The sequence below is a fragment of the Micromonospora endolithica genome, assembly GCF_003626595.1.
Lineage (GTDB): Bacteria > Actinomycetota > Actinomycetes > Mycobacteriales > Micromonosporaceae > Micromonospora > Micromonospora endolithica.
Genome location: NZ_RBAK01000002.1, coordinates 478708 through 490429, shown reverse-complemented (window position 1 = coordinate 490429; position 11722 = coordinate 478708). Strand labels below are relative to the sequence as shown.

15 protein-coding genes are annotated in these 11722 nt (G+C 74.2%); 9 read left to right on the top strand and 6 right to left on the bottom strand.

What is annotated here, in order from left to right:
* The first annotated feature begins 2 nt into the window (after window positions 1-2).
* The gene (locus tag D7223_RS08135) at window positions 3-461 is read left to right on the top strand and encodes a rhodanese-like domain-containing protein (RefSeq protein WP_120726649.1); all 459 of its coding nucleotides are present in this window, start codon (window positions 3-5) and stop codon (window positions 459-461) included.
* A 36-nt stretch (window positions 462-497) separates the two neighbouring features.
* Here the strand turns inward: D7223_RS08135 and D7223_RS08130 are convergent, their stop codons facing one another.
* Window positions 498-1268, bottom strand: a complete 771-nt coding sequence (locus D7223_RS08130; RefSeq protein ID WP_120727105.1) for a hypothetical protein — start codon at window positions 1266-1268, stop codon at window positions 498-500.
* Window positions 1269-1347: 79 nt separating this feature from the next.
* Between D7223_RS08130 and D7223_RS08125 the strand changes: the two genes are divergently transcribed.
* Window positions 1348-2874 (top strand): dienelactone hydrolase family protein, encoded by a 1527-nt coding sequence (locus D7223_RS08125; protein ID WP_120726647.1) that lies wholly within the window; start codon window positions 1348-1350, stop codon window positions 2872-2874.
* A gap of 18 nt (window positions 2875-2892) precedes the next feature.
* Here D7223_RS08125 and D7223_RS08120 read toward each other — a convergent pair whose 3' ends face one another.
* A complete protein-coding gene (locus D7223_RS08120; RefSeq protein ID WP_120726645.1) occupies window positions 2893-3375 on the bottom strand; it encodes a DUF6232 family protein in 483 nt (160 codons plus the stop codon).
* 36 nt (window positions 3376-3411) lie between these two features.
* Between D7223_RS08120 and D7223_RS32715 the strand changes: the two genes are divergently transcribed.
* Window positions 3412-3960, top strand: coding sequence for a hypothetical protein (locus D7223_RS32715; protein ID WP_158610837.1), 549 nt, complete (start codon window positions 3412-3414; stop codon window positions 3958-3960).
* 281 nt (window positions 3961-4241) lie between these two features.
* On the opposite strand, the gene D7223_RS08110 is transcribed toward D7223_RS32715, so the two are convergent.
* Window positions 4242-4718, bottom strand: coding sequence for a DUF6232 family protein (locus D7223_RS08110; RefSeq protein ID WP_120726643.1), 477 nt, complete (start codon window positions 4716-4718; stop codon window positions 4242-4244).
* A gap of 99 nt (window positions 4719-4817) precedes the next feature.
* Between D7223_RS08110 and D7223_RS08105 the strand changes: the two genes are divergently transcribed.
* Together D7223_RS08105 and D7223_RS08100 are read left to right on the top strand one after the other, a co-directional pair.
* On the top strand, window positions 4818-5591 hold the full coding sequence (locus D7223_RS08105; RefSeq protein WP_120726640.1) for an enoyl-CoA hydratase-related protein: 774 nt from the start codon (window positions 4818-4820) through the stop codon (window positions 5589-5591).
* A 73-nt stretch (window positions 5592-5664) separates the two neighbouring features.
* Window positions 5665-7287, top strand: coding sequence for an acetolactate synthase (locus D7223_RS08100; RefSeq protein ID WP_120726638.1), 1623 nt, complete (start codon window positions 5665-5667; stop codon window positions 7285-7287).
* Window positions 7288-7347: 60 nt separating this feature from the next.
* On the opposite strand, the gene D7223_RS08095 is transcribed toward D7223_RS08100, so the two are convergent.
* From D7223_RS08095 to D7223_RS08085, 3 genes are read right to left on the bottom strand one after another with little or no spacing between them, the layout of a single operon-like run.
* Window positions 7348-7773 (bottom strand): PLD nuclease N-terminal domain-containing protein, encoded by a 426-nt coding sequence (locus tag D7223_RS08095; protein WP_120726636.1) that lies wholly within the window; start codon window positions 7771-7773, stop codon window positions 7348-7350.
* 27 nt (window positions 7774-7800) lie between these two features.
* A complete protein-coding gene (locus D7223_RS08090; RefSeq protein WP_120726634.1) occupies window positions 7801-8142 on the bottom strand; it encodes a DUF202 domain-containing protein in 342 nt (113 codons plus the stop codon).
* On the bottom strand, window positions 8139-8531 hold the full coding sequence (locus D7223_RS08085) for a YidH family protein (RefSeq protein ID WP_120727102.1): 393 nt from the start codon (window positions 8529-8531) through the stop codon (window positions 8139-8141). The genes D7223_RS08090 and D7223_RS08085 overlap by 4 nt, the downstream gene beginning before the upstream one ends.
* A 41-nt stretch (window positions 8532-8572) precedes the next feature.
* Here D7223_RS08085 and D7223_RS08080 point away from each other — a divergent pair, with 41 nt between their 5' ends.
* The 4 genes from D7223_RS08080 to D7223_RS08065 all read left to right on the top strand — a co-directional run bounded on the left by D7223_RS08080 (window position 8573) and on the right by D7223_RS08065 (window position 11710).
* A complete protein-coding gene (locus tag D7223_RS08080; protein WP_120726632.1) occupies window positions 8573-9370 on the top strand; it encodes a GNAT family N-acetyltransferase in 798 nt (265 codons plus the stop codon).
* Between the two features lie 2 nt (window positions 9371-9372).
* Window positions 9373-9780 carry a hypothetical protein gene (locus tag D7223_RS08075; RefSeq protein ID WP_120727100.1) on the top strand — a complete coding sequence of 136 codons (408 nt, stop codon included), beginning with the start codon at window positions 9373-9375 and terminating at the stop codon, window positions 9778-9780.
* Window positions 9781-9959: 179 nt separating this feature from the next.
* On the top strand, window positions 9960-10739 hold the full coding sequence (locus tag D7223_RS08070; protein WP_120726630.1) for an electron transfer flavoprotein subunit beta/FixA family protein: 780 nt from the start codon (window positions 9960-9962) through the stop codon (window positions 10737-10739).
* An 11-nt stretch (window positions 10740-10750) separates the two neighbouring features.
* Complete coding sequence (locus D7223_RS08065) at window positions 10751-11710, top strand: electron transfer flavoprotein subunit alpha/FixB family protein (RefSeq protein ID WP_120726628.1); 960 nt, start codon at window positions 10751-10753, stop codon at window positions 11708-11710.
* The last annotated feature ends 12 nt before the right edge of the window (window positions 11711-11722 follow it).

Below are 11722 nucleotides of genomic sequence, written 5' to 3'. Positions count from 1 at the left end.
TCATGACGCACACCTTCGCCGTGCCGGCCGCGCCGCCGGACGTCGCCGCCCGACACTTCCTCGCCCGGCTCGGCGTCGAGACCGATGTCAGCGACGTGCACCTCGACCTCACCGCGGGAGTGCCCGGCCTGGTGGTGGTCGACTCGCGGGGCGACCTGGCCTGGCGGCAGGGCCACCTGCCCGGTGCGGTGCACCTGCCCACGGCTCAGATCGCCGACCGGGCCGGCGACCTGGTGCCGGCGGGCTCCCGGGTGGTGACCTACTGCTGGGGGCCCGGTTGCAACGGCGCGACCCGAGCGGCGCTGGGGTTCGCCCGGCTCGGCTTCGCGGTCAAGGAGATGCTCGGTGGTTACGAGTACTGGGTGCGTGAGGGACTGCCGGTGGTCACACCCGGCGGTCTGGTCCGGCGCCCCGCCGACGACCTCACCGCACCCCGGTCCGCGCTCACCTGCGACTGCTGATCGCCCGGTGGGACCGGGTGAGTGGCCGGTCCCCGGTCACTCGACCGGGTCGTCGGCGAGCCGCTCGCCGCGCCGGCGCAGCATGCCGAGACCGGGGATGCCGGCGACGGCGAGCTTGAGGTCACGGGTGACGTCGAGCAGGTCGTGCAGGTCCGGGCCGACCCGGTCCAGGGTGGCCAGGATCGGCAGGATGTCCGCGGTCAGGTGCTCCTTGAGCTTGGGCAGCTCGTCGACGAGCCGAATGGCCGCGTTGACCTCCTCGTGGCTGAGCTGCTCGACGAACCGGTTCGCCATCGGCGCGCCCCGGCGCAGCGCCGGCTCGTACGCCGCCATCAGCTCGGCCGCCGTGGCCGCCGCCTCCGCGGCGGTGCCCACCGTGCCGGCGGCCCGGTGCGCCACCGAGCTCGCCTCGGCGACCACCGCGCCGGCGGCCCGGGACACCCGCTCCGCCTCGGCGACGACCACCGCCGCGGCGGCCGACACCCGGTCGGCCTCGCCCACCACCCGAGCCGCCGCCGTGGCGACCGCGGTGGCGGTGTCGATCGCGGTGGTCGCGGCGGCACTGATCACCGCCACCTCCTTGACCGCCTCCTCGGCGTCGGTGAGCACCCGGTCGGTGCGGTCGAGGGTCGCCTCGATCCGGTCCACCACCCCGTTGATCCGCCCCAGCAGTTCCTCCACCCCGTCGAGCAGCGCGAACGCGCGGGCCGGGACGGCGGCGAACGAGCCGGCCGAGCCGAGAGCCTGGTCGAGGGCGGAGCGGGTGCGGCCGACGAGTGCGGTCGGCCGGGGGAGTGGGATCGCCATGCCCACCAGTGTGCGTCGCCGACGCGAGGCCCGCCGGTCGAGGGTGTCCTGGCGTCGACGGCCGGCGTAGGGTGCCGGCATGTCGGCCCCCTCGCCGCCGCCGTCACCGTCGCGTCCGTCCCGGACCGTCGCCGTGCCCGCCGCCCTCGCCGTGCTGGCCGTGCTCCTGGTTGCCGTCGGGGCGTACGGACTGGGGCGCGCCTCGGACGGGTTCACCGTGCGGGAGATCACGGTGGGCGGGGTGCCGCTGACCGAGGTACGCGCCGCTCCGGCCGGCACGCAGCGGCGGCCCGCCGTGGTGGTCGCGCACGGGTTCGCCGGCTCCGCCCGACTGATGCGGCCGATCGCCGACACCGTGGCGCGCACCGGGGCGGTGGCCCTGCTGCTGGACTTCGCCGGGCACGGGGCGAGTCCGGGGCGGCTCGGTGGCACCGGGCGGGACGGTTCGGAAGGCACCCTCGCGGCCGACCTCGACGTGGCCGTCGCGCACCTGCGTGGCCTGCCGGACGTGGACCCGGAGCGGATCTCCCTGGTCGGGCACTCCATGGGAGCGGGTGCGGTCACCCGCTGGGCCGCCGAGCACCCGGAGATCGCGCGTACGGTGGCGATCTCGCTGCCGGACGCGGATGACGCGCCGGCCGGCCGCCCGACCGGGTTGCTGCTGGTCGTGGGCGGGGCGGAGTTCCCGGACTTCCGCCGGGCGGCCGAGGAGGCGGCCGGTCGGGACGGGGGCGCCGGGCGCCGGCTGGTGCGGGTGCCCGGGGTGGAGCACATCTCGGTGCTGTTCGCCCCGCGTACGCACGCCGAGCTGGTCGGGTGGCTCGCACCCGGCGCACCGGGCGACGCGCGCCCGGCGGCCCGGCTGGTGCCGGCGGGGCTGCTGCTCCTGGGCCTGGGCCTGGGCTTCGTTCCGCTGGCCACGGTCCTGCTGGGCCGCCGCCGGCCGGATCCACCGGCCAGGCCGGCGCGGTCTGCGCCGCCGGGCCGTTCGGCGGCACGCGGGGTGGTCGTCGCGACGGCCGCCGCCGGGCTCGGAGCACTGGCCGCCCCGGTCCTGCCCACCACCCGGCTACCCCTCGCGGTGGGTGGGTACCTCACCGGGTTCCTCCTGGTCACCGGCCTGTTGCTCGGCCTGGCCGGCCGTCGGTGGCGGTCGGCGATGCCGCCGCCGGCCGGCCACCCCGGCACCACCCGGTCGGTGGTCGCCGCCGGGTTGCTGACCGGGTACGCGGTGCTGGCCGTCGCCCTGCCCATCCACCTCGGGCTGACCTCGGCGCTGCCGGTCGGCGCCCGCTGGTGGCTGCTGCCGGTGGTTGCCGCCGGATCCCTGGTCTTCCTGGCCGGGGCGGAACGGGCCTCCGGTGGGCACGTCGGGCGGCACGCCCTGGTGGGACTGGTCGCCGTGGTGGCCCTGACCGGGTCGGCGGCGGTCGGTTTGGCACCCGGTTTCGTGTTGCTGGTGGTCCCACTCTTCGCGCTGCTCGTCGCGGGGCAGGTCGCCTGGGCCGCGGTGCTGCGCCGGGCCGGCGCGCCGCACTGGGTGCCGCCGGTGGTCGGTGCGGCGCTGTTGGCGTGGCCGGTCGCCACCACCCTGCCGCTGACCTGAGCGCCGCTCAGGCGCGGGTCACCGGGGGTCCTCCCGTTGTTCGACGGCGCGCTGCACCGCGCGGTAGATCTGCCCGAACCGCAGCGCGTCCGGCGTCCGCAGCAGCAGCACCTCCTGCCCTCGGTGCTGCACCCACAACTCGTGCACCTTGTTTCCGCGCTCGTAGGAGCGGTCCAGCCACCCCAGCGGGATCTCCAGGAAGGGGATCGCCGCCAACGCCAGGACCGCGCAGGTGGCGAGGATGATCAGGGCGAGTTTCCACTGTCCACGGTCCTGCGCCGACCAGGCCAGCGAGAGGACGCACACCACCGCCACCAGCGGCGGCAGGGACAGCAGCAGGACGAGGACCCCACGGCTCAGCACGCGACCGCGCACGGCCAGCGTGGTGCGCCCCCGCTGGTGCCAGACGAAGGCCACCTCGGCGAGCGCCACCGCGTGGCCGCCCACCCGGATCGACTCCGACGTCACCTGCACCGCGTCGTCCCGGTAATAGAGGGTCATCACTAAGCCTAAACACTGCGAGGCACTGTGCGTCGCGTGGAAAGTCGTCCGCTGCCGCTGCCGCTGCCGCTGCCGCTGCCGCTGCCGCCGCTGCCGCTGCCGCTGCCGCTGCCGCTGCCGCCGCTGCCGCTGCCGCTGCCGCTGCCGCTGCCGCCGCTGCCGCTGCCGCTGCCGCTGCCGCTGCCGCCGCTGCCGCTGCCGCCGCTGCCGCTGCCGCTGCCGCTGCCGCTGCCGCCGCTGCCGCTGCCGCTGCCGCCGCTGCCGCTGCCGCTGCCGCCGCTGCCGCTGCCGCTGCCGCTGCCGCCGCTGCCGCTGCCGCTGCCGCTGCCGCCGCTGCCGCTGCCGCTGCCGCTGCCGCTGCCGCCGCTGCCGCTGCCGCTGCCGCTGCCGCTGCCGCTGCCGCCGCTGCCGCTGCCGCTGCCGCTGCCGCCGCTGCCGCTGCCGCTGCCGCCGCTGCCGCTGCCGCTGCCGCTGCCGCCGCTGTTGCCGTGGCTGGCGCTGGCGCTGGCGCGGTGGGTGGAGTGGGGCGGAGGCGGGGGTGGGCGGCGGTGGGGATGGGGCGGCGGCGTGACGCTTTCGAGCTGAGTGGTGCACGCCATCACACACGCCAGCACGCCTGATCCATCGACGCCATCAGCTCGAAAGCGTGCCGCGGAGGTGTCCGCCGGAGCGTTCCGGGACGGTCGGGCCTCCTCCTGACCAGGCCCGACACGGTCGCCCTCTGCCTGATCGGCCTGGCCGGACCTCGGGCTGATCGGCCTGGCCGGGACCTCGTGCTGATCAGCTCGGCTGGGACCTCGGGCAGACTGGCGGCCGGGACCTCGGGAACGGCAGCGGCGGCGGTGGTGGTGTCGGCGGTGGCGGTGTCAGCGGGGGCGAGGTGGCGTCGGTTGGCCGGCTTCCACGGCGCGCTGCACCGCGCGGTAGATCTGCCCGAACCGCAGCGCGTCGCCGGTGTGCAGCAGCCGGACCGGCCGGCCGCGCCAGCGGGCCCACATCTCCAGCTCGCGGCTTCCCCGCGCGTACGACCGGTCGAGGTGCTCGAAGAGGAAGTCGGCGATCGGGCCGACGGCGAGCCCGACCAGAACCGAGGCGCCGACGATCGCGATCGTGACGGTCACCGAGCGGTCCAGCCACAGCGCCAGGGTGATGCCGAGAGCGGCGGCGACCAGGGGGCCGGCGAGTGCCGCACCGATCGCGCCCCGGCCGGCGAGCACCCGCCAGGAGCGGCTGCCCCGGCGGTGCCACACCGTGCTGATCTCGGCCAGCGGAAAGGTCCGGCCGTCCACCCGGACGGCGGTGGAGGTGACCTTGACGGTCCGGTCGTCGTAGTACGTGATCATGGCGGTACTCCCGGTAGCGGGCCTGACACCAGCCTACGTACCCCAACGAGGAGGACCGTAAGGTTGGCACGCTGGAACGACGACGAAGTGAGGGACGGCATGGGCGAGTTCGTGCGGCTGGAGACCAGGGACGGGATCGGCACCATCCGGCTGGAGCGGCCGCCGATGAACGCGCTGAACACCCAGGTGCAGGAGGAGCTGCGGGCCGCGGCCACGGCGGCCACCGCCGACGCCGACGTCCGCGCCGTCATCGTGTACGGCGGGGAGAAGGTGTTCGCCGCCGGAGCGGACATCAAGGAGATGGCCGACATGTCCTACGTGGACATGGCGCAGCGGGCCGCGGACCTCTCCAGCGCGCTCGGCGCGATCGCCCGGATCCCCAAGCCGGTCGTCGCCGCGATCACCGGATACGCCCTCGGCGGCGGCTGCGAGCTGGCCCTCGCGTGCGACTGGCGGGTGGTGGCCGCCGACGCCAAACTCGGCCAGCCGGAGATCAAGCTGGGCATCATCCCCGGCGCCGGCGGCACCCAGCGGCTGGCCCGCCTCGTCGGCCCGGCCCGCGCCAAGGACCTGATCATGTCCGGTCGGATGGTCGACGCCGAGGAGGCCCTGCGGATCGGCCTGGCCGACCGAGTGGTTCCCGCCGCCGAGGTGTACGACGCCGCCGTCGCGCTGGTGAAGCCCTACCTGACCGGTCCGGTGCAGGCGCTGCGCGCGGCGAAGCTCGCGGTCGACGGCGGCCTGGACATGGATCTCACCTCCGGTCTGGCCTGGGAGAGCCAGTTGTTCGCGGCGCTCTTCGCCACCGACGACCGGCGGGAGGGCATGGACGCCTTCGTCGCGAAGCGCAAGCCGGACTTCACCGGGCGCTGACCCGAAGACAGTTCACATTCTCCGTACCGGCCAGTAGCGTGTGACTCCGGTCATGGACGAAGGGAAACGGTTGATGACGGAGCGGATCGAAGGCCACGGCGGGGAACTCGCGCTGGCGGCGCTGCGCGCGTACGGGGTGCGGGAGATGTTCACCCTCTCCGGCGGGCACGTCTTCCCGCTCTACGACGCCGCGCACAAGACCGGCTTCCCGCTCTACGACGTCCGGCACGAGCAGTCGGCGGTGTTCGCCGCCGAGGCGGTGGCGAAGCTCCAGCGTCGCCCCGGCCTCGCCGTACTCACCGCCGGTCCCGGTGTCACCAACGGCATCTCCGGACTGACCAGCGCGTACTTCAACGCCTCGCCGGTGCTGGTGCTCGGCGGGCGGGCCCCGCAGTTCCGCTGGGGCTCGGGCAGCCTGCAGGAGATGGACCACCTGCCGCTGGTCGCCCCGGTCACCAAGCACGCCGAGACGGTGTTCAGCACCGACGACATCCCGCGCGCGGTGACCGCGGCGCTGACCGCCGCGCTCACCCCGCACCGGGGCCCGGCGTTCCTCGACCTGCCCCTGGAGGCGGTCTTCTCGGTCGCCGACGCCGAGCTTCCCGCGCTGCCCGGCATCGCGCCGCTGGAGGCCGACCCGGACGAGGTGGCCCGGGCCGCCGCGCTGATCGCCGGTGCCGCCCGCCCGGTGATCATCGCCGGTTCCGACGTGTACGCCGGTGACGCGGTCGACGCCCTGCGGGCCGCGGCCGAGGCGTTGCGGGTGCCGGTCTTCACCAACGGCATGGGCCGGGGCGCGCTGCCGCCGGAGCACCCGCTGGCGTTCGCCAAGGCCCGCCGGGTGGCGTTCAAGGGCGCCGACGTGGTGGTCGTCATCGGTACCCCGCTGGATTTCCGGCTGAGCTTCGGCGACTTCGGCGACGCGCAGGTGGTGCACATCGTCGACGCGCCGAGCCAGCGGGCCGGTCACGTACAGCCGGCCGCGTCCCCCGCCGGTGACCTGCGACTGATCCTCACCGCGCTGGCCGAGCACCCGGGCGACCGGGCCGACCACACCGACTGGATCGCCGACCTGCGGGTCGCCGAGGACGCGGCGAAGGCCCGGGACGCCGAGGAGATGGCCGCCGAGACCGACCCGATCCGGCCCGCCCGGGTCTACGGCGAACTGCGCAAGGTCCTGGCCCGGGACGCCATCACCATCGGCGACGGCGGTGACTTCGTCTCGTACGCCGGGAAGTACCTGGAGCCGGCACAGCCCGGCACCTGGCTCGACCCGGGCCCGTACGGGTGCCTCGGCACCGGCATGGGCTACGCGATGGGGGCCCGGGTCAGCCACCCGGACCGGCAGATCTGCGTGCTGATGGGCGACGGCGCCGCCGGCTTCTCGCTGATGGACGTGGAGTCCCTGGTCCGGCAGAAGCTGCCGGTGGTGATCGTGGTCGGCAACAACGGCATCTGGGGCCTGGAGAAGCACCCGATGCGGGCCATGTACGGCTACGACGTCGCCGCCGACCTCCAGCCCGAACTGCGGTACGACCACGTGGTGACCGCCCTGGGCGGTGCCGGCGAGACGGTGGCCAAGGCCGGCGACCTCGGTCCGGCGCTGCGTCGGGCGTTCGACTCCGGCGTCCCGTACCTGGTCAACGTGCTCACCGACCCGACCGACGCGTACCCCCGCTCGTCGAACCTGGCCTGAGGGCCGCGCCGCCGCCGTCGCCGGAAGCCCGGCGGCGGCGGCGCGCTGTTCACCGCCGGGTCACCGGGAGCGCGGCGGGTCCTCCTCGCGCGGCGGGTCACCCTCGCGGCGGCGCAGGTCGTCCTCGCGGCGGCGCAGGTCGTCCTCCCAGCGGCGGAACAGCTCGTCGTCCTGCGGGGACCGCTCGTCGATGCTGCGCAGGAACTCGGGGTCGTCGTCCGGGGCGAGCGGCCGGGACTTCTTCCGCCCGGTCGGTGCGCCTGCGCTCGGTGCCTGCCACGGTGTGCGTGGACGTCCGTCGCTGGTCTGCCGGCCGGCGACGAACCAGGCGATCGACCCGACCAACGGGAAGAACAGGATGATCAGCACCCAGGCGACCCGGGGCAGGGCGCGGATCTCGCCCTCCTCGGCGGAGAGGCAGCTGATCAGTGCGCAGACGGCGAGGACGATCTGCACCACGAACAGGAGGACGTACAAGCGGGCCATGCACCCATCATGGCGCAGTCGGTCACGTCATCCCAGCCCGCGTACCACCAGTAGCGCTCCGAACCCGGCGAAACCGGCGGTGGCCAGGGCGACCAGGGGCAGGGCCCGGCCGTAGGCGCGGGCCGGCCCGGTGCCGGTGGCCCGCCGCCAGCAGAGCCGCAACGCCGCGCCCCAGCCGAGCACGGCCGCCCCACCGAGCAGCGCGCCGACGGTGTCCCCGGTCCTGGCGGTGTCCCCGGTCCCGGCGGTGTCACCGGTCAGCGCCAGGCGCACGGTCAGCACCATGACCACGGTCAGTGCCAGCGCGGTCCGCCGCCAGGCGAGCCGGGTCCGCTCGGGCTGCAGGCCCGGATCGGGTGGCCCGGTCACCGGTCACCGACCGCCCGCACCAGCACCGCCACCACCAGCAGCAACGCGCCCAGGCCGACGGCGAGGGCGAGCACCGCCGGGAAGCGGGAGGCGGGCAGTTCCTCACCGAGCCGGATCGCCCGCTCGGTACGCGCCCAGTGGTCGACCGCCCGGACCGCGACCGTGCCGCCGAGCAGCAGCAGCGCGACGGCGATCACCTCGCGCAGGTGCGCCAGCGGCAGCGGCGGCAGGAACTGGGCGGCGGCGAGCCCACCGGCGACCAGCGCCAAGCCGGTGCGCAGCCAGGCCAGAAAGGTCCGTTCGTTGGCCAGCGAGAAGCGGTAGTCCGGGGTGCTGCCGACCGACCGGAGCTCACGCGGGTCGAACCACCGCCGGATCACCTGCCACATCTCGACCATTATCCGCTTCCGGGCGGTCGTAGCCTGGAGTGATGACCGATCTTGACGCCGGCACGTTGCGGGACGCCTACGACAGCCAGCTCCGGGCCCGGGTGCCGGATCCCCTGCCGGCCGGGGTGACCGTCGAGCGGGACGGTCCGTTGGTCCGGACCATGGGTCTGTACCACGGCGGGTTCCTCAGCTACCGGGACCTCGGTGGCCTGTCCGGGGCGGAGCTGGACGCGTTGATCGCGCGGCAGGTGGAGGTCTTCCGGGCGCGTGGCGAGGCGGTGGAGTGGAAGCTGCACGGCCACGACGAGCCCGCCGACCTGCCGGACCGGTTGCGCGCCGCCGGGTTCGTGCCGGAGCCGGAGGAGACCGTGGTGATCGGCCCGGTCGCGCCGCTCGCGGCCGCGCTCCCGGTGCTCCCCGAGGGCGTACGCCTGCGGGAGGTCACCGCCCGCGCGGACCTGGAGCGGATCGCGGCGATGGAGGCGGCGGTCTGGAACGCCGACCGTAGTCAGTGGGCGGCCGGTCTGGAGCGCGAGATCGCGGCCGACCCGCAGTCGCTCACCGTGGTGGTGGCCGAGGCGGGGGACGAGGTGGTCAGCGCGGGCTGGGTACGGTACGTGCCCGGTACGGCGTTCGCCACTCTGTGGGGAGGGTCGACGCTGGCCACCTGGCGGCGGCGGGGCATCTACCGGGCACTGGTCGCCCACCGGGCGCGGCTGGCCGCCCAGCGGGACCGCACGCTGCTCCAGGTGGACGCCTCGGCGGAGAGCCGGCCCATCCTCCAGCGGCTCGGTCTCGTCCCGGTCACCACCACCACGCCCTACGTCTACACTCCGTGATCATGGCGGAGCGGTTGACGGCCGAGGAGCGGCTGACTCTCAAGACGGGCGCCTTCGGCGCGGTCTTCCTGGTGTCCAACGCCGACCCGGGGGTGGTGGCCGTGTTCCGGGAGAGCTTCGCCGCGTCCGGCGCGTTGACCGACGCGAGCGGGGTGGTGAAGGAGGCGCTGACCACCGGCCCGTTGCCGAGGCTGCCCCGCGACTCGACGCTGGAGATCGAGTCGGTGGTGCTGCCGGCGCTCGGTCGGGCGCTGGAGATTCTGCGCGAGAAGTCTCCGGCCGACGTGGCGGCCTACCGGGACGTGGTGCTGGCCGCCGCCGACCGGGTGGCCCGGGCGCACCGGGGGGTGGCCCCGGAGGAGGCGGCGGTGATCGGGCGGATCCGGGACGCGCTGGCGGAAGCGACCTGACGCTCCGGGTGAGCTGTGTCACTCGGGCGTCCCCGGAGCCGCAACCTACTGGCAGGTAACATTGCCTCGTGGGCAACTGCACAGCAGCCCGTGGTTGACCGGGCGTCAACGGACGCGCGAGGCTGCGCCCCAGACCGGGCGAGCGATCGCAACACCAACAGGAGGGTCGTCGAAGCGCGATGAACATCGTCGTACTCGTCAAGCAGGTGCCCGATTCGGGCGCGGACCGCAACCTGCGTACTGACGACAACACCGTCGACCGCGGTTCGGCGAACAACGTCATCAACGAGATGGACGAGTACGCCATCGAAGAGGCGTTGAAGATCAAGGAGGCGCACGGCGGCGAGGTCACCATCCTGACCATGGGTCCGGACCGGGCGACCGAGTCGATCCGCAAGGCGCTCTCCATGGGTCCCGACAAGGCCGTCCACGTGGTGGACGACGCCCTGCACGGCTCCTGCGCCGTGGCCACCTCCAAGGTGCTCGCCGCCGCGCTCGGTCAGCTCAACGCCGACCTGGTGATCTGCGGTGCCGAGTCGACCGACGGCCGGGTCCAGGTCCTGCCGCACATGATCGCCGAGCGGCTGGGCGTCGCCGCCCTCACCGGCGCGCGCAAGCTCACCGTCGACGGCGCCACGCTGACCGTCGAGCGGCAGACCGAGGAGGGCTACGAGGTGGTCACCGCCTCGACGCCGGCCGTGGTCTCCGTGTGGGACACCATCAACGAGCCGCGCTACCCGTCCTTCAAGGGCATCATGGCCGCCAAGAAGAAGCCGGTGCAGACGTTCTCCCTGGGTGACCTCGGCGTCGCCCCGACCGAGGTGGGCTTCGACGGCGCCACCAGCGCCGTGCTGGAGCACACCAAGCGGCCGCCGCGCTCCGGCGGCGCGAAGATCACCGACGAGGGCGAGGGCGGCGTCAAGCTGGTCGAGTTCCTCGCCACCGAGAAGTTCGTGTGAGGGGTCCGGACATGTCTGAGGTTCTCGTCGTCGTCGAAGCCACCAGGGAATTCGGCGTCAAGAAGGTCACCCTGGAGATGCTCACCCTCGCCCGCGAGCTGGGCACGCCGAGCGCGGTGGTGCTCGGCGGCACCGGCGCCGCCGAGGCGTTGAGCGCCAAGTTGGGCGAGTACGGCGCGGAGAAGATCTACGCCGCCGAGGGTGACGAGATCGACGGTTACCTGGTCGCCCCCAAGGCGACGGTGATCGCCGACCTGGTCAAGCGGGTGCAGCCGGCCGCCGTGCTGCTGGCCTCCGCGCAGGAGGGCAAGGAGATCGCCGCCCGCCTCGCGGTCAAGCTGGACAACGGCATCCTCACCGACGTGGTCGGACTGGACGCCGACGGCACCGCCACCCAGGTCGCCTTCGCCGGGTCCACCATCGTCAAGTCCAAGGTCACCAAGGGTCTGCCGCTGGTCACCGTGCGGCCGAACTCGGTCAACCCGACCCCGGCGCCGGCCACCCCGGCCGTCGAGCAGCTCACCGTGTCGGTCACCGACACCGACAAGCTCGCCAAGGTCGTCGACCGGGTCGCCGAGCAGAAGGGCTCCCGCCCCGAGCTGACCGAGGCCGGTGTCGTCGTCTCCGGTGGCCGCGGTGTCGGCAACGCCGACAACTTCAAGCTGGTGGAGGAGCTGGCCGACCTGCTCGGCGGTGCCGTCGGCGCGTCCCGCGCGGCCGTCGACTCCGGCTTCTACCCGCACCAGTTCCAGGTGGGCCAGACCGGCAAGACGGTCTCCCCGCAGCTCTACGTGGCGCTCGGCATCTCCGGTGCCATCCAGCACCGGGCCGGCATGCAGACCTCGAAGACCATCGTCGCGGTCAACAAGGACGGCGAGGCGCCGATCTTCGAGCTGGCCGACTTCGGCGTGGTGGGCGACCTCTTCAAGATCGTCCCCCAGGCCGCGGAAGAGATCCGCAAGCGCAAGTAGTCCCCCACCCCC